Source organism: Kitasatospora kazusensis, assembly GCF_039529945.1.
GTDB lineage: Bacteria > Actinomycetota > Actinomycetes > Streptomycetales > Streptomycetaceae > Kitasatospora > Kitasatospora kazusensis.
Map to the genome: position 1 here is coordinate 16,461 of NZ_BAAANT010000029.1, position 16,667 is coordinate 33,127.

Sequence of the window (16,667 nt, forward strand, 5' to 3'; positions counted from 1 at the left end):
CCATCGAGGGAAAGGGACACGCCTATGTGCGGCATCGCTGGCTGGGTGGACTTCGAGCACGATCTCTCGGACGAGCGCCCGGTGCTGCAGGCGATGACCGACGCCCTGGCCAACCGGGGCGTCGACGGTCAGGGCCTGTGGCTGAGCGGCTGTGCCGCGCTCGGGCACACCCGGACCGCCGTGATCGACCTGGCCGGCGGCGCGCAGCCGCTGGCGGTGGAGGAGGACGGCCGCACCGTGGCCGTGATCGTCCACAACGGCGAGATCTACAACTTCAAGCAGCTGCGCACCGAACTGCAGGCGCGCGGACGCCGGTTCCGCACCCGTACCGACACCGAGGTCGCGCTCCAGGCGTACCTGGAGTGGGGCCCGGCCTTCGCCGAGCGGCTGGAGGGCATCTTCGCCTTCGCGATCTGGGACGTCCGCCGCGAGGAGCTCGTGCTGGTCCGCGACCGGCTGGGCGTCAAGCCGCTGTTCTACACCCGGCTGCCCGAGGGGGTGCTGTTCGGCTCCGAGCCGAAGGCGCTGCTCGCCCACCCCAAGGTCCGCCCGGTCGTGGACGTCGAGGGCCTGCGCGAACTGTTCTCGGTGGCCAAGCAGCCCGGCCGGGCCGTGTTCCGCGACATGGCGGAGCTGCTGCCCGGCCACACCCTCACCATCGGGCGGGACGGGGTCCGGGACCGCACGTACTGGGAGCTGACGGCCCGCCCGCACACCGACGACCTGCCGCAGACCGTCGAGACGGTGCGCTCGCTGCTGCACGACATCGTGCTGCGCGAGCTGGTCGCGGACGTCCCGCTGTGCACCGCGCTCTCCGGCGGGCTGGACTCCAGCACCGTCACCGCGATCGCGGCCGACTGGCGGTGGAAGCTGGACGGCGAGCGGATCCGCACCTTCGTGACCACGTTCGACGACTACGTGGAGAAGTTCCAGCGGGACGACGTGCGGTTCGCGCCGGACGAGCCGTACGCGGTCGAGGTCGCCGGGCACATCCGCTCGAACCACGTCAACATCAGGCTCAGCCCGAGCCAGCTGATGGACCAGAAGGACCGCCTCCAGGTGGTCCTGGCCCAGGACGGTCCGGCCACGCTCGGCGACATGGACACCTCGAACTACCTGACCTCGCGCGAGATCAAGACGCACTCGACGGTGGCGCTGGTCGGCGAGGTGGCCGACGAGATCTTCGGCGGCTACAACTGGATGTTCAAGCCGGAGTGCGTGGGCGCCGACACCTTCCCGTGGGTGGTCAACGAGGGCCTGCACCCGAGCAACCGGGGAGGCCAGGGCCGGGACCTGTTCGGCACCGGCTTCCTGGACAAGCTCGACATGGCCGGCCACTACGCGGACACCTACCGCACGGCGGCGGCGCAGGCCCCGCACCAGGAGGGCGAGAGCCCCGAGGAGAGCCGGATGCGCACCATCGGCTACCTCACCCTGACCCGCTGGCTGCCGATGCTGCTGGACCGCAGCGACCGGCTCTCGATGGCCCACGGCCTGGAGCTGCGGCTGCCCTACGCCGACCACCGGCTGGTCGAGTACCTGTACAACACGCCGTGGAGCCTCAAGACCTTCGACGGGCAGGAGAAGTCCCTGCTGCGGGCCGTCGCCCGCGACCTGCTGCCCGCCTCGGTGCTGGAGCGCAAGAAGAGCCCCTGGCCGGTCACCCAGGACCCGGCGTACACCCGGATGCTGCACGCCGAACTGGCCGCGCTGGTCGCCGACGAGACCGCGCCCGTCCTGCCGTACCTGAACCTCGACGCGGTGCGGCGCACGCTGGCCGAACCCGGCGACGCGCACGACTGGCCGAGCCGGATGCACCTGGAGATGGCGCTCCAGTTCAACACCTGGCTGACGCACTACAACGTCGAGTTGGCGATCTGAATGGAGACCGAGATGACCGACACCTCGCCCGCTCCCGAGCGGCTGGACCCCCGGATCGCGCACGCGCAGGAGGTGTACACCCGGGGCAAGCTCGCGATCTACGACAAGTGGGTGCTCGGGCTGTTCTGCTCGGCGGTCTGGAAGTGCCCGGCCCATGTGATGCGCAAGCTGTACGACACCTCCGCCGGCCGGCGCCACCTGGACATCGGCCCGGGGACGGGGTACTTCGTCGACCGCTGCCGCTTCCCCGTCCCGGATCCGGAGATCACCCTGCTCGACCTGAGCGAGGAGTGCCTGCAGATGTCGGCCGACCGGCTGGCCCGCTTCGAGCCGCAGACCTGCCGGGCCAACCTGATGGAGCCGCTGCCGCTGCCCCGGCAGCACTTCGACTCGGCCGCCATGAACCTGGTCTTCCACACCATTCCGGGCGGCTGGGAGGGCAAGGGCGTCATCCTGAAGCACGTCGCCGAGACGCTGCGGCCCGGCGGCGTCCTGTTCGGCACCACCGTCCTCGCCGAGGGCGTCCCGATGAGCCGCTTCACCCACAAGCTGCTGCTGGAGCAGCACCGGCGCGGCAACTTCCAGAACCAGGGCGACGACCCGCAGGGCCTGGAACGCCAACTCGCCCGGTACTTCCCCGAGTACGAGGTGAGGATCCGCGGCGCGGTCGCGGTCTTCCGGGCCACCGCGGGCTGAGCACGGCCCACCACCGGCCGCCATCCGGCCGCCGCCCGAGCGCCCCCGCCGACCGCCGGCGGGGGCGCTCGGCGCGTTGCCCGGCGGACAGCGGACAGCGGACGTCGGACGTCGGCAGAGGGCGCAGGGCGCAGGAACGCGGAAGGCGCCGGCCCCCGGCGGGGGTCGGCGCCTTCCGTGCCGGACGGCCGGATCAGACCGCCGTGCCGAGCACCTGCCCGAGCGCGTCCGCGAGCGCCGCGGCCGGGTCGGCCGGGAGCTCCTCGCAGCGCCAGGCGACGTAGCCGTCGGGGCGGACCAGGACGGCGCCGCCGTGGCCGAGGCGGTAGCGGGTGGCCCAGGTGGCCTCGACGTCGACCAGCTCGGTACCGGCCGAGGCCGGGCCGACCCGGTAGGAGCGGACCGGGACGGCCGTCCGCTCGGCGGCGGCCTCCGCCGCCCGCTTCCACTCGTCACCCGACGGCCCGGTGATCAGCGTGAAGGCGTCGTGGAACAGGTCGTGCACGCCGATCCGGCGGCCCTCGTGGTCGAGCCACAGGTGCGGCGCGCGGGTGCCGGGCTTGGCCTGCTGGTCGACGGTCTCGCCGATCACGCCGGTGTGCTCGGCGCCGATCATCGCCGAGGACCGGTACCGCTGCGCCAGGATGCAGAGCGTGGGCTCCAGCGGGTCCTCCTGCGGGGTGGGCCCGAACCGCGACTCCTGGCTGCGGACGGTGAGGTCGGCCAGCTCGACCGCGACGGCGCGCCGCTCGTCCTCGTAGCTGTCCAGCAGGGCGTCGCCGGCCTGCCCCTTCACCACGGCCGCGAGCTTCCAGGCCAGGTTGTGGGCGTCCTGCACCGCCGAGTTGGCGCCCAGCGCGCCGGCCGGCGGCCAGACGTGGGCCGCGTCACCGGCCAGGAAGACCCGGCCGCTGCGGTAGCGGTCGGCGACGCTGACGGCCTCCTCCCAGGCCGCCTTGTCCACCACCTCGACCGGCACGTCGCGGCCGATCAGGCCCTGCGCCGCCTTCACGCAGCGCTCGGTGGTGTAGTCCTCCGGCGACTCGACGGCGGGGTCGTAGGTGAGCGCCACGCCCCACTGGTTCGGCACCGCGTGGGTGACGAACCCGCCGGCCACACTGCCGCCGCCGATGATCCAGAACAGCGCGGTCTTCTCGATCAGGTCCGACAGGTCGGCCTTGATGACGAAGGAGACGTAGGAGCGGATCACACCGCGCCCGCTGCGGGTGATGCCCACGCTCTCCCGGATGCCGCCCCGGTAGCCGTCGCAGGCGACGACGTACTGCGCCCGCACCGTGCGCTGCCGGCCGGTGGTCCGGTCCTCGATCACGGCCGTCACGCCGTCGGCGTCCTGCTCGACCGACACGCACTGGGTGTAGTGCCGGATCTCGGCGCCCGCGGCGCGGGCCGTCTCGGCCAGGATCGGCTCGACGGTGCTCTGGTCGGCCATCCCGAACTCACCGGCCGTCAGCTCGGGCAGAGCGCGCGGGGAGTCCTGCATCATGATCCAGTTCCACTCGGAACTCAGACTCTCGCAGCGCACCACACCCGAGTCGGCGTCGAAGGGGCGGCCTGCCTCCTTGATGCGCTCCTCGATGCCCAGTGGGCGGTAGATCTCCATGGTGCGCGGGTTGATGCCGCGCGCCCGGCCCTGGACGGCCACCCCGGCGTGACGGTCCACCAGGAGCGAGCGCACTCCGTGGTGGGCCAGGAACAGCGAGGTCGCCAGACCCGCATAACCCCCGCCGACGATGAGAACCGGCACGTTTTCGTCGTATGAACTCACGTTCTCTGTCTTCCTTTCCGATGTCATCCCGGCCCCTCGGTGCTGTCGCGCGGCTCGGCCGGGTCGCCGCTCCCCTGGTACGGTCCGGCCCAGCTCTGCAACCGCCAGGCTGCCTCGCAGAAGGCCAGCTCATAGTGCGCGCCGTGCAGGAAACTGTCACCGAGCACGGCGAGTTCGGCGTCGGACGCCCGACGGCCGAAGTCGTCGACCATCCCGAGGTAGGCCTCGACGTAGTCGTGGAAGCCGTCCTCGGGGCAGTACTGGTCGATCCACCACGTGTAGCGGGAGCCGGGTTTCCGGCGCTCCGTCAGGTCGTGGCAGACCTTCTGGTGGAACCAGGTCATGGGTAGTAGTCCACCGATCCCGGCGGCGAAGGAGGTGGTGGCGGCGGCCGTCATGAACGAGGTGTGGGCCAGCGTCGACGGGGTGATCCCGGCGGCCGGTTCCAGCCCCTCGAACCGCTCGGACAGCCGCTCCAGCTCACGGGACATCCGGGTGAGCGACTCGAAGGTCGCCCCGGCCGCGCCCGCGAGCAGCGCGCCGTGGTCGTCCCGGTCCGGCGCGGCCGCGGTACGGGCCAGCGCCCGCGCGTAGGCGGGCACCGTGTAGCGGGCGTCCTGCTCGGCGAAGTGCCACAGGACCTCCGGAGCGAGCGTGCCGTCACGGAGCCCGGCCCAGAAGGGGTGCGCCAGGACCCCGGCGACCAGGGGCTCGGCACGTTCCCAGAGGTGTTCTCGCAGTGTCACCGGTTCAACTCCCCCCGACCGGACGGCCGGACCGCAGCCGTGCCCCCATCTCGCAACCCCTCACCCCGCCGTCGGGCGGTCGTATACCAAACATCTCCGGTCCCGAAACTCAGCCATGGTGGTCGAGTCCGGCTTGAGCCCCGCCGGAGCGGCCGCGCGGCGTCAGCCGGCCCGGCCGGTCCGAGGTCCGAACGCGTCCCGGTGGCGCAGCAGCCAGGCGTCGAAAGTGCCCGCCGGGCGGCCGGTGAGCCGGTGCACCGTCGGCAGCGGCGTGCCGCCCCGGCGCGGGTCGGGGTCGGCGAGCGCGTCCAGCAGGCCGGCCGCGAACTCCGGCGGCAGGCCGCCCTCGGCCATCGCCCGGGCCGCGGCCTCCCGGGGGGCCTCGACGTACTCCAGCGGGCGCCCCAGCAGTGCGGCGATCCTGGCCAGCTGCCCGGGCGCCGTCAGCGCCTGCGGTCCGGTGAGCCGGTAGACCCGTCCGCCGTGCCCGTCCGAGGTCAGGCAGGCCACGGCGGCGGCGGCGATGTCCGCCGGGTCGACGACGGCTCTGGGGATGCCGCCGTACGTCTGGTAGGCGCGGCCCTCGGCCGCGATCGAGGCCCGCCACTGCAGGACGTTGGACATGAACCCGGCGGCCCGCAGCATCGTCCACTCCGCGCCGGTCCGGGCGAACGCCAGTTCGGCGTCCGCCTGGGCACTCCCGTAGGAGCCGACGGCCGGCGCGTCGGCGGCCACCGAGGAGAGCCGCACCAGCCGGCGGACCCTGCGGCGGCCCGCCTCCTGCGCGACGGCCGCGTCCTGGCGGGCCGCGTCGGGGCCGGTCGACAGGGCGAAGACGGCGTCCACACCGTCGAAGGCGGCGCACAGCGTCTGCGGCCGGCCCAGGTCGCCCTCGGCGAGTTCGACACCGGGCGGCAGACCGGAGCGGGCGGCCCGGGCCGCGTCCCGGGTGAGGGCGCGGACGGGCCGGCCGGCCGCCGCCAGCCCCGCGACCACGCCACGGCCGACCGTCCCGGTCGCGCCGAGCACCAGGATCACCGGGGTTCCCCCTGCCCGGCGGCCGTGAGGGCCGGCAGCTCGGGCGGCCGCCAGTCCCCCACCACGGCCAGCCCCTGCTGGCTCTCCCGCGGCCGGGTGCGCCGCATCCGGGCGTTGCGCCGCAGCAGCCGCCAGGGCCGCTCGGTCAGCTTGAACTCGCCCATCCGGCGGGAGGCCTCGGCGATCGACTGGGACCGCGGGCGGCGCTGCTCGTCGTAGCTCGCGAGCGCCTCGGGGACGCTGCCGGGCGCCGCGAGCACCGCGCACAGCACGGCCGCGTCCTCCAGCGCCTGGCAGGCGCCCTGCCCGAGGTCGGAGGTCATGGCGTGCGCGGCGTCGCCCAGCAGCGCGACCCGCCCCGACACGTAGCTGGGCAGCGGACGCACCAGTTCGAAGACGTCGTGGCGCAGCACGGTGCCCGGCGGGGTGGCGGCGATCAGCGCGGGCACCGGCTGGTGCCAGCCGCCGAACCGCCGCAGCACCTCGGCGTGTTCGTCGGGGAAGCGCCTGCCCTGCGGGGTGTTGGCGACGGCGAACCAGTAGACGCGGTCCCGGCCGAGCGGCATCCGGCCGAACTCCAGGCCGCGCCCCCAGCTGCTGCCGCCCGGCTCGGCCGCGCCGTCGACGCCCTCGGCGATGCCGCGCCAGACGCTGTGCCCGCTGTACGCGGGTGGCGGGACGTCCGGCCACAGGGCGCTCCGGATGCCGCTGAACGCGCCGTCCGCGGCGATCACCAGGTCGGCGCTCTGCGCCTGCTCGCCCTGCGGGGTGCGGTAGACGGCCGCGGCGGCGTTCCCGAGGTCCACGACCCGGGTGACGGCCGCACCGGTGCGCAGCGCGCCCGCCGGGAGGGCGGCGCGCAGCAGTCCGTGCAGGACGGGACGGGGCAGCACCACCAGGGAGAGGCCGTGTTCGCGCAGGAAGTCCGGGTCGGCCGGGGGTTGCAGGCGGCGCCCGGAGGCGAGCCGCAGGCCCTCGCCGCCGGGCGCCATGACGGCCGCGCCCGCCCGGACGGCCGCGCCCAGGCCGATCGCGTCCAGGGCCCGCTGGGCGTTGGTGAGCAGGGAGATCCCGGCGCCGGACTCGCGCGGCTCGGGGGCGCGTTCCAGTACGGTGACGCGCCAGCCCGTCCGGTGGAGTCCGACGGCGGCGGCCAGCCCGCCGATCCCGCCGCCGATCACCACGGCGCTGCGGTCCGGCGGCTGCGCGGTCCGGTCCTCGGTCATCGGCGCAGCACCGCGTCCGCGAGCAGGTCCAGGTGGCCGGGGTCGGCCGTGACCGGCAGCAGGAACAGTTCGTCGCAGCCGGCGGCGGCGTAGCCGTCGACCAGCGCGCGCAGGGTGTCGGCCTCGGTGACGGCGCCGGCGGCCAGGTGCTCGGCCATCTTGCCCATGTAGGCGTAGTAGCTCAGCATGTGCTCGCGGGCGTGCTCCTTGCCGTCCGGGCCCAGCGCGACGTAGCAGTTGGCGCCCATCCGGGGGGTGCCGGTGCGGCCCTCCTCGTCCCACAGCGCGCGGAAGCCGGCCACCTGGTCGGCGAACCGCTGCGGCGGGCCGCCGGGCGAGATCCAGCCGATCGCGTGCCGGGCGGCCCGCCGCAGCCCCGCCGGGGAGTGGCCGCCTCCCCAGACCGGGATGTCGCCGTTCACGGGCTGCGGGCCGACACCGGGCACCGGGCCCTTGCCCGCCCAGACCTCGCGCAGTTCCTCCAGCATGGTGTCCAGGCGGCGGCCACGGGTGCCGAAGCCGGTGCCGGTCGCGGCGTAGTCGTCCTCGCGCATGCCGGCCGAGACGCCGATCACCAGCCGGCCCTCGGAGAGCCGGTCCAGGCTGGCGAGCTGCTTGGCCAGTTCGACCGTGCTGGGCCGGTAGGCGGGCAGCAGCACGGCGGTGACGAGCTTGATCCGGGTGGTGACGGCGGCGGCGGCGGAGAGCGCCACGATGCTGTCGTAACTGTCGTACACCACCCGGTCGGTGACGGTCAGGCTGCTGAACCCGAGCCGGTCGGCCCGGCGGGCGAACTCGATCAACTGGCTACCGGCGGCGCCGGGTACTCCGATCGGCAGGCAAACCCCGATGTCCACTGTGTTCTCCTCGGTCGAAGGGCGGGCGGGGAGTCAGTCGTCCCGGTCCCCGCCGCGTTGGGTGTGCAGGGCGTCGGCCATCTTCTGCTTCATGGACGGCACCCGGGAGGCGACGAAGAGGGACGCGCGCAGGCCGGCCAGCGCCAGCCGCCCGACGTACGGGCGGTGGATCGGCTGGTCCCCGCCGGTCTGCTTCCTGGATGCCAGCACGGCCTCGAAGCCGTACCGGATCATCTCGGTCTCGTAGGCGCGGACGGCGTCGTGGAGGCCGAGCCGGCCGTCCCGGAAGTCGGTGAGCCTGCGGGTGAGCAGCGCCGCGTCGCGCAGCGCGGTGTTCGCGCCGACGCCCTGGCCGGGCGTCATGGTGTGGATGGCGTCGCCGAGCAGGGTGATGGTGGTGGTGGGCCACTGCGCGACGGGCACCGAGGTGCGGATGTTGATGGGGAAGCAGGTGCTGGGGTCGCCCAGGCGGAACAGCTCGCGCAGGGCGGGGTGCCACCCGGGGGTCAGCTCCAGGACGAGGTCGATCAGCTGCCGGCCGTCGAGCTTCATCACGTCGGACGGGAACTTGTCGGTGGCGGCCCAGAAGCCCCAGTTGACGTAGTCGCGGGTGTTGTCGAAGAGCAGGCCGGGCCACTGCCCGACCAGGTCGGCGTCGTTGCCGCCGATGCCCTCCTTGACCCGGCCGGCGCCGTCCCAGGGGAACTCCATGGTGTGCAGGATGCAGGTGTGGCCCTTGGGTCCGAACACCAGGCCGATGCCGTTCCGGACGTGCTCCGGCAGCAGGGCCAGGGCCTCGGGGGTGGCCGGCAGCTTCGCGGCGATCGAGATGATCCCGGCCTCTTCCACCCGGGCGTGCGGCAGGTACTGCCGGCGGACCCGCGAGCCGACGCCGTCGGCCGCCACCAGCAGGTCCCCGGTCTCCTCGCTGCCGTCCTCGAAGTACGCGGTGACCCGGCCGTCGGGCAGGCGCTCGTAGTGGGTGAACGTCCGGTCGAAGGAGACGATGTCGTCCATGCCGGTGAACAGCACCTGGCGGAGCGTCATCCGGCTGACCGACCGCTCGCCGCTCTCCTCGTCCACCGCCGGGCGGACGGGCAGGTCGATGCTGGAGCGGAGCCGTTCGGTGAGCATCACGAAGTGCCGGGGCGGCCGGGCGCAGGTGGCCTTGAAGGTCTCGTACAGCTCGGGGGGCAGCAGCCGCTTGAGGGCGGCGCTGCCGTCGGGCCCGATGCCGACGCGGTAGCCGTGCAGCCCCGCACTGCGGGTGCGGTCGCGCTCGAAGACCGCGACGTCGAAGCCCGCACGGCGCAGGCCGTGGGCGAGCGCCATCCCGCCGGTGCCGGCGCCGATGACGAGGACGCGCAGCGGTGTGCCGGTCATGGCGCACCGCCGTCCTCGTCGGCGTCCGGCCCCAGCCCGTCCACCCGGATCGACCGGGTCGGGCAGCCCCGCCGGGCGCGCCGCAGCTCGCGCCGCAGGCCGTCCGGGGGCCGCTCGTCCAGGACCAGCACCCGGCCCTCGGCGTCCTGGTCGAACACCTGGGGCAGCCGGTAGACGCACAGGCTGCTGGTCACGCAGCTCTCCCGGTCCGCCGAGACGCGCAGCCCGTCCACGGCCGTCACCAGCTGACCGGGATCTCGGTGTACCCGGCGAGGAAGCCGCCGACCGGCCGGCGCAGCTCCTCCCCCGGCACCGCGAGCCGCAGCCCCGGGAAGCGGCGCAGCAGGGCCTCGGTGGCCTCCTGGAGCTCCATCCGGGCCAGCGCGGCGCCCGCGCAGAAGTGGATGCCCGCGCCGAAGGTCAGGTGGTGGTTGTCGGTGCGGCGGATGTCCAGGGTCAGCGGGTCGGCGAACTCCTCCGGGTCCATGTTGGACTCCTGGGAGAGCAGCACGGTCGACCCCTTGGGGATGACGGTGCTGCCGTCGAGCAGTTCGATGTCCTCGACCGCGTACCGCAGGGTGCCCAGCGAGGTGCCCATCATCTGGTAGCGGAGCAGCTCCTCGACGGCCGACGGCACCAGCGAGAGGTCCGCCTTCAGCTCGGCGGTCACCTCGGGCCGGTGCAGCAGCACGGCCATCCCGGTGCCCAGCTGGGAGGCGGTGGTCACGTACCCGGCGATCAGCAGCGTCTTGACCCAGTGCTGCAACTGGTAGGCCGTCAGCTTGGCCGGGTCCTCCCGGCTGATCTCGATCATGTCGCTGATCAGGTCGTCGCCCGGCTCGGCCCGCTTGGAGTCGATCAGCTCGGTCAGGTAGTCCCAGTACTGCCGGCGGCACTGGTCGACCTCGTCCTCGGGCAGCTTGGAGACCGACAGGAAGCCGTCGATCAGGCGCCGGAACTTGGGCCGGTCCTGCGGGGGGACGCCGAGCATGTGGCAGATCACCAGGATGGGCAGCGGGTAGGCGAAGGCCTCCATCAGCTCGGCGGGCTGCGGGCCCGCCTCCATCGCGTCCAGCAGCTCGGCGACGATCACCTTGACGACCTCGCGCAGCGCCTCGATCCGGCGCGCGCTGAACGCCCGCATCACCACCGAGCGTTCGGTCAGGTACTGCGGCGGGTCGTTGTCGATGTTGGGGTCGCCGAACAGGTCGTTGCTCGCCGAGACCCGTGAGGCGCGGCCGAAGGTGTTGCGGCTGAGCCGCTCGTCGGCGAACAGCCGCCGCACGTCCTTGTACCGGGTGACCAGCAGGGCCGGCTCACCACTGGGCAGCGCGATCTCCAGCAGCGGCTGCTCGGTCAGGGTCGTCCAGGACTTCGGTATGTCCGGTGCCGGGGCCCATGGAAGGGGATACCCGACTGGGCACGACGCGCTCATCTGTGAACCGCCCTCTCCTGCGCGTGCTGCTGGGACCCGGCCAGCGTGGGCACCCGGCCTGGGGACCGGCTCGAAGCCCGGTCGAGCGCGCCGGGGCCCCGGCGGCCGGGCTCCCGGGCCCAGCGCAGGTCGAGCGATCCTCCATCGGGCGCTGCGAGATTCGCGGCGGTACATCGAGCCGCTGAGCGCCCGGGCCACGCCGTCGACCGGTGCGGGCGCCGCGACCTGCGGCGGTCTGATCCTGACGGAACCAAGGGGAGTGCAATGAGCAGTCAGATCCCGACGCAGCCGGCGTCCGCAGCGGAGTACCTGCCGCTGGCGTTCGGATTCGCCCTCCACCAGATAGGCGCGACCGTGTCGAGCCTCGGCATCCTCGACGCGGTGGCCGAGCGGCCGCAGAGCGCCGAGCAGCTGATCGAGCGCACCGGCGCCCACCCGCGCAGCCTGCGCCGCCTGCTGTACGCGGCGGTCAAGGCGGGGGTGCTGCACCTGGACGCCGACGGCTACCGGGCCACCCCGGTGGCGGCCCACTTCGGGCCGCTGTCCGACATGCACGCCACGCCGGCGGTCTGGCGGGCCTGGGAGGTGCTGGAGGAGTCGGTGCGCACCGGGCGCTCGGCGTTCGACATCGCCAACGGCGCACCGCTGTTCGACCACTTCGAGCACGACCCGAAGCTGGCGGCCGTCTTCCACGCCGCGATGACCGGCGGCAGTGACGTGCAGTCCCCCGCGATCGTCAAGCAGTTCGACTTCACCCGGTTCCGGCACGCGGTGGACGTCGGCGGCGGGCGCGGCACCCTGCTGGCGGCCGTGCTCGGCGCCAACTCGGGCCTGCGCGGCACCGTGTTCGACACCGCCAACGGCGTCGTGGAGACGGCCGGGGTGCTCGCCGAGGCCGGGCTGGACGACCGCTGCGGCATCACGGTCGGCTCGTTCTTCGAGTCCGTCCCGGCCGGTGGCGACGTCTACCTGCTGAAGAACATCCTGCACGACTGGAACGACGAGGAGAGCATCCAGATCCTCTCCAACATCCGCAAGGTGCTGCCGGAGGGCGGACGGGTCGTCGTCTTCACCTCGGTGCTGTCCGAGGGCGGCACCGACGAGGACCCGGCCGACGCCCTGGGCGCCGCCATCTCCGACATCGAGATGCTGGTGATGACCACCGGCCGCGAGCGCACCCTCGCCGAGTACGAGCGGCTGTTCGCCGGGGCCGGCCTGGAGCTCACCGCCGCCACCCCGCTGCCCTGCCCGTACCTCTACCACGCGCTCGAAGCCGCGCCCGTCGCATCCTGAACCCGGCCCGCTGAGCCCGGCCGGCCGAACCGGGCCTACCGAACCCGGCCCGCTGAGCCCGGCCGGCCGAACCGGGCCGGCCGCGGCGGACAACGCGGCCGGCCGGGTTCGGCGAGGGCCCCTCCGGACAGCTCCGGAGGGGCCCTCGCGCGTCACCGTTCGTGCTCGACCGCCGCCCGAGCCGGTCCTGCGAGCATCCCCCGTTGCGGGTACCGCCCCCGGACGCCGGGGCCCGCAGCCCGTGGGCGCCGGCCGCCGCGGGCACGACGAGCGACGCCGACGGAGAGACCAGATGACCACTGAAGCCGACCACCGCACCCTCGCCGCCCCGGGCGGCCCCGACCCGATGCGCTGGCGCGCGGCGGTCTTCGTCCTGGTCGCGATGGCGCTCGACCTGGTGGACACCAGCATCGTCGTGGTGGCCCTGCCCGGGCTGCAGAAGCACCTGCACGCGAGCGGCGCGGCCCTGCAGTGGGTGGTCGAGGGGTACACCCTCACCTTCGCGCTCTGCCTGGTGACGGCCGGCCGGGTCGGCGACCTGCTGGGCCGCAAGCGGGTGCTGCTGGCCGGGATCGTCCTGTTCGTCGCCGCCTCGGCGGCCTGCGGCGCGGCCCAGACCCCGACGATGCTGATCGTGTCGCGGGTGGTCCAGGGGCTGGGCGGGGCACTGGTGGTGACGCAGGGCCTGTCGGTCTTCCAGGTGACCTTCCCGGAGAACGAGCGGGCCAAGGTGTTCGGGCTGTTCGGCGCGCTCTCCGGGCTGGCCTCGGTGCTCGGGCCGGTGCTGGGCGGCCTGCTGATCAACGCGGACCTGTTCGGGTGGTCCTGGCGGCCGATCTTCCTGATCAACCTGCCGGTCGGGCTGGTGGCGCTGGCGGGCGTGGCCAGGTACGTCCGCGAGTCGAAGGCCCCGGACGCCCGGCGGCTGGACGCGGTGGGCATGGTGCTGGTCACCGCGGCCCTGCTGGCGGTGCTCTACCCGCTCGTGCAGGGACGCGAACTGGGCTGGCCCGCCTGGACGTTCGTGGCGATGGGCTGCTCGCTGCCGCTGTTCGCGGTGTTCGCCCGGTACGAGCGGGCCAAGCAGCGGCGCGACGGCTTCGCCCTCGTCCAGCCCGCGCTGTTCCGCCGGCGGACGTTCACCGTCGGGCTGGTCCTGCTGCTGTTCTTCTTCGCCGCCGTCGCCGGGTTCTTCTTCCCGTTCACCTACTACCTGCAGAACGGCATGGGCTTCACCGCGTTCGGTGCGGGCATGGCCGTCCTGCCGTTCTCGGCCGGGGTGGTGGTGACCTCCGCGTTCTCCCCCACGGCCGCCAAGCGGCTGGGCCGGGTCGTGCTCAGTGGCGGCATCGCGGTGATGATGGGCGGCATGGTCGCCCTGATCCTGACGATCCGGCACTACGGCGCGTCCACCGGCAGCTGGGTCCTGGCGCCGTCGCTGGCCGTGATGGGCCTGGGCATGGGCCTGGTGGCCTCGCCCATGATCGAGCTACTGCTGTCGGGGGTGCCGCACCGCGACGCCGGGTCCGCCTCCGGCGTCCTGAACACCGTCAACCAGCTGGGTGCGGCGGCCGGTGTCGCGGTGCTGGGCGTGCTCTTCTTCGGCCTGCTGGGCGGGCAGGCCGTACCCGGCGCGCAGCGGGCCGTGCCCGAACTCCGCGACCGGCTGACCGCCGCCGGGGTGACCGGGCAGGCCCGGGAGGACATCCTGCAGAGCGTCACGGACTGCGCACGGGCGGCGGGCCGGAGCGGCGAACCGGAGCAGCCGTCGGCGCGGTGCCGCTCGGTGGTCCCGGACGGCGCCGTCCCCCCCGGCGCCGAGGCCCGGGTCCGGGCGGCCGTCGCGGACGCGTCGACCGTCGCCCGCAAGGAGGGCTTCTCGCTCGCGGTCTCGCACGTCCTCCGGTTCGAGACCGCGATCCTGGGCGTCGCCTTCCTGCTGACCTTCCTGCTGCCGGCCCGGCTCCGGCCCCAGGAGGAGGCGGGCGCGGACGAGACGAGCGCGGAAGCCGCGCTGACCGGCTGACCGGGCGGCCGGCGGCCGTGCCGACCGGCCGCCGGATCCGACCGCTGGTCGAGCCGTTCTCCATCCCGCGCTGGGAGATTCCGGTGCGCAGATCCGTCCAGGAATGGGAGACCGGTCATGACCACCACCGTCGAGGACGTCGGCACCGCGGCGTCGATCCTCCAGCTAGGCAACCGCTTCTGCCACGCGAAGGCGCTGCTCACCGCCGTCCGGCTCGACCTCTTCACCGTGCTGGACGAGGGGCCCGCGACCCCCGGGGAGCTGCGCGACCGGCTCGGCCTGCACGGCCGGGGGCTGGCCGACTTCCTCGCGCTGCTCGCCGCCCTCGGCCTGCTGCGCCGGGACGCGGACGGCCGCTACCGCAACGCCGACGGCGCCGACCGCCACCTGGTGTCCGGGCGCCCCGGCGCGGTCGGCGGGTTCCTGCGCGGCGCGGACATCAACCTCTACCCGGTCTACGGGGAGCTGGCGCAGGCCCTGCGGACCGGCCGGCCGCAGGGCCGGGTCGACTACACCGGGATGCTCGACGACCCGGTCGCCACCGGCCAGTTCGTGCGGATGATGGACGGCCTGACGCAGGGTCTCGGCGCCCCGCTGACCGCCGCGCTGGAGGGCGTCGAGTACCACTCGGTGCTCGACGTCGGCGGCTGCCGGGGGCACCTGCTCGGGCAGCTGCTCGCCGCCCGGCCGGACGTCCGGGGGCACGTCTTCGACCTCCCGCAGCTGGAGCCGTTCTTCCACGAGTACCAGGCCGAACTGGGCCGGACGGGCCAGGCCGTCTTCCACCCGGGCGACTTCTTCCAGGACCCGCTGCCCGCCGCCGACGTCCTGGTGCTCGGCCACATCCTGCACGACTGGGACCCGGAGCAGCGGCAGGAACTGCTGGACAAGGCGTTCGAGGCGGTCAACCCGGGCGGGGCGCTGCTGGTCTACGACCGGATGCTCGGCGAACTGGCGGACGACACCGAGAACCTGGCGGCGAGCCTGCACATGCTGCTGGTCACCGACGGCGGCGCGGAGTACACCGTCGCGGAGCTCCGCGCGCAGGCGGCCGCGGCGGGCTTCGGCGCGGTCACGCACCGGCGGCTCGCCGACTACGACACGCTGGTGGTCTGCCGCAAGGAGCTCCGCGGCTGAGCCCGTCGGGCCCGCCGCAGTACTGTGCCCCCGGACTCGTGGTCCGGGGGCACAGTGCTGCGCGGTGCGGGGTCAGGCCGCCTTGCGGCAGACGACCAGGGTGTCGTAGTCGCCGAGCGGGAGGACCTCGGTGCCGGCGAAGCCGGCGTGCGCGGCGTGGGCGACGATCTCGGACGCCGGGTACTCCGAGCCGCCGTCGGTGACCAGCAGCATGTCGAGGCTGATCACCAGATTCTCGGCGTGCTCCGGCTCGTCGTCGAGCATCCGGTCGTAGACCAGCAGCGTGCCGCCCGGGTTGACCGCGTCGAACGCCTTGTGCACCAGCAGGCTGCGCTGCTCGGTGTCCCAGTCGTGCAGGACGTGGCCGAGCACCACGACGTCGGCGGCGGGCAGCGGGTCGGTGAAGAAGCTGCCGCCGTGGAACTCCAGCTTCCCGGTCAGCCCGAGCCCGGTGATCAGCTCCTTGGCGAACGGCTCCATCTCGGGCAGGTCGAAGACCTTCCCGGCCAGGTGCGGCCGCGCCCGGACGATCTGCGAGCAGAGGTTCCCGCGCGCGCCGCCCACGTCCACCACCGAACCATGGCCGGACCAGTCGTACGCCTCGATCAGCTGGGCGCCGAGCACGTTGGTGAAGGCGTCCATGCTGCCGATGAACTGACGGAGGATCTCCGGGTTCTGGGTGACCTCGTCGTAGTGGCTGCCGGACTGCTGCTGCCCGGTCCGCAGCGCCTCCTCCAGCCGGCCCCAGGCCGGGTAGAGGTTGCGGCTGGAGCGCAGCAGGAAGCCGCCGACGTACTCCTCGCCGCCGCGCACCAGGTGCCGGTCGGTGCCCGGCGCGTTGCGGTAGCGGCCGTCCTGGCGCTCCAGGATCCGCAGCGCGACCAGCAGGTCGAGGAAGTCGCGCAGGCCGCGTCCGTGCAGCCCCAGCGACTCCCTGACCTCCTCGAATCCGGCCGAGCCGCCCGGGGCCTTGTGCAGCTGCGTGAACAGGTCGAGTTCAACAGCGGTCAGCAGCGCCTTGGCATCGCAGAACGCGTTGCCGAGGCGCAGTATCCCGGCGGCAGTGCCGACGTCCGGGGCCTTGGTAGTCATCGGGGAGACTCCTTCCTGGACGCCTGCCTGCCAGGCGCCGCACCTGTCGGGCTGTGACGCTGTCAGCCGGG

14 protein-coding genes are annotated in these 16,667 nt (G+C 73.6%); 5 read left to right on the forward strand and 9 right to left on the reverse strand.

The genetic code is table 11. From position 1 onward, the window contains the following. Positions 1-24: 24 nt before the first annotated feature. Together asnB and ABD330_RS22265 are read left to right on the forward strand one after the other, a co-directional pair. Positions 25-1,881, forward strand: coding sequence for an asparagine synthase (glutamine-hydrolyzing) (asnB, locus tag ABD330_RS22260; protein ID WP_344467692.1), 1,857 nt, complete (start codon positions 25-27; stop codon positions 1,879-1,881). Between the two features lie 12 nt (positions 1,882-1,893). Next, positions 1,894-2,577, forward strand: a complete 684-nt coding sequence (locus ABD330_RS22265) for a class I SAM-dependent methyltransferase (RefSeq protein WP_344467693.1) — start codon at positions 1,894-1,896, stop codon at positions 2,575-2,577. A 193-nt stretch (positions 2,578-2,770) separates the two neighbouring features. Here the strand turns inward: ABD330_RS22265 and ABD330_RS22270 are convergent, their stop codons facing one another. From ABD330_RS22270 to ABD330_RS22305, 8 genes are all read right to left on the reverse strand, one after another. Then, complete coding sequence (locus ABD330_RS22270) at positions 2,771-4,342, reverse strand: FAD-dependent monooxygenase (protein WP_344467694.1); 1,572 nt, start codon at positions 4,340-4,342, stop codon at positions 2,771-2,773. A gap of 44 nt (positions 4,343-4,386) precedes the next feature. Further along, positions 4,387-5,109, reverse strand: a complete 723-nt coding sequence (locus ABD330_RS22275) for a TenA family protein (protein WP_344467695.1) — start codon at positions 5,107-5,109, stop codon at positions 4,387-4,389. Positions 5,110-5,271: 162 nt separating this feature from the next. Continuing rightward, the gene (locus ABD330_RS22280; protein ID WP_344467696.1) at positions 5,272-6,147 is read right to left on the reverse strand and encodes an NAD(P)H-binding protein; all 876 of its coding nucleotides are present in this window, start codon (positions 6,145-6,147) and stop codon (positions 5,272-5,274) included. Further along, positions 6,144-7,373, reverse strand: coding sequence for an FAD-dependent monooxygenase (locus tag ABD330_RS22285; RefSeq protein WP_344467697.1), 1,230 nt, complete (start codon positions 7,371-7,373; stop codon positions 6,144-6,146). The genes ABD330_RS22280 and ABD330_RS22285 overlap by 4 nt, the downstream gene beginning before the upstream one ends. Continuing rightward, positions 7,370-8,230: an LLM class flavin-dependent oxidoreductase gene (locus ABD330_RS22290; RefSeq protein WP_344467698.1), complete on the reverse strand. Its 861-nt coding sequence runs from the start codon at positions 8,228-8,230 to the stop codon at positions 7,370-7,372. Before ABD330_RS22290 ends, ABD330_RS22285 begins: the two co-directional genes overlap by 4 nt. A gap of 33 nt (positions 8,231-8,263) precedes the next feature. Continuing rightward, positions 8,264-9,613 carry an FAD-dependent oxidoreductase gene (locus tag ABD330_RS22295; protein ID WP_344467699.1) on the reverse strand — a complete coding sequence of 450 codons (1,350 nt, stop codon included), beginning with the start codon at positions 9,611-9,613 and terminating at the stop codon, positions 8,264-8,266. Then, on the reverse strand, positions 9,610-9,855 hold the full coding sequence (locus ABD330_RS22300; RefSeq protein ID WP_344467700.1) for a ferredoxin: 246 nt from the start codon (positions 9,853-9,855) through the stop codon (positions 9,610-9,612). Before ABD330_RS22300 ends, ABD330_RS22295 begins: the two co-directional genes overlap by 4 nt. Further along, complete coding sequence (locus ABD330_RS22305; protein WP_344467701.1) at positions 9,852-11,048, reverse strand: cytochrome P450; 1,197 nt, start codon at positions 11,046-11,048, stop codon at positions 9,852-9,854. The genes ABD330_RS22300 and ABD330_RS22305 overlap by 4 nt, the downstream gene beginning before the upstream one ends. 264 nt (positions 11,049-11,312) lie before the next feature. Between ABD330_RS22305 and ABD330_RS22310 the strand changes: the two genes are divergently transcribed. The 3 genes from ABD330_RS22310 to ABD330_RS22320 all read left to right on the forward strand — a co-directional run bounded on the left by ABD330_RS22310 (position 11,313) and on the right by ABD330_RS22320 (position 15,504). Then, the gene (locus ABD330_RS22310; protein WP_344467702.1) at positions 11,313-12,341 is read left to right on the forward strand and encodes a methyltransferase; all 1,029 of its coding nucleotides are present in this window, start codon (positions 11,313-11,315) and stop codon (positions 12,339-12,341) included. 292 nt (positions 12,342-12,633) lie between these two features. Next, positions 12,634-14,367, forward strand: coding sequence for an MFS transporter (locus ABD330_RS22315; RefSeq protein ID WP_344467703.1), 1,734 nt, complete (start codon positions 12,634-12,636; stop codon positions 14,365-14,367). A gap of 117 nt (positions 14,368-14,484) precedes the next feature. Further along, positions 14,485-15,504 carry a methyltransferase gene (locus ABD330_RS22320; RefSeq protein ID WP_344467704.1) on the forward strand — a complete coding sequence of 340 codons (1,020 nt, stop codon included), beginning with the start codon at positions 14,485-14,487 and terminating at the stop codon, positions 15,502-15,504. A 72-nt stretch (positions 15,505-15,576) separates the two neighbouring features. Here ABD330_RS22320 and ABD330_RS22325 read toward each other — a convergent pair whose 3' ends face one another. Continuing rightward, positions 15,577-16,596, reverse strand: coding sequence for a methyltransferase (locus ABD330_RS22325; protein ID WP_344467705.1), 1,020 nt, complete (start codon positions 16,594-16,596; stop codon positions 15,577-15,579). Between the last annotated feature and the right edge of the window lie 71 nt (positions 16,597-16,667).